Source organism: Photorhabdus viridis (genome assembly GCF_040256935.1).
Classification (GTDB): Bacteria; Pseudomonadota; Gammaproteobacteria; order Enterobacterales; family Enterobacteriaceae; genus Photorhabdus; species Photorhabdus viridis.
Window position 1 is genome coordinate 1 of record NZ_JBEJZY010000425.1, and the last position, 246, is coordinate 246.

Here is a 246-nt window from a genome sequence, read left to right on the forward strand (position 1 = left end):
AATAACGTTTTCTGTTGCTGCAAATCCGCTAATTCAGCTTTGGCGGTTTCAGCCGCACCCCGTAATGCTTCGGTTAACGCCTGCGCCTGTTGTAACTGACTGATGGCCGCCTGCATTGCCAACACGTCTCCCCCCGCGTTGGCTTGTTTATCCGCACTGATAAACAGCCCTTTCCCGGCACGGATCGCGCCCCAGTCATCGGTACGCAGCTCAAACCCTTCACCCCGTTTATCCGGGTGCGGTTTC

At 56.1% G+C, this 246-nt stretch carries 1 protein-coding gene; it reads right to left on the reverse strand.

The annotated features are described in order from the left end of the window. Positions 1–246: type VI secretion system Vgr family protein (locus ABR397_RS25630; RefSeq protein WP_350307878.1), on the reverse strand; the 246-nt coding region annotated here is incomplete at both ends.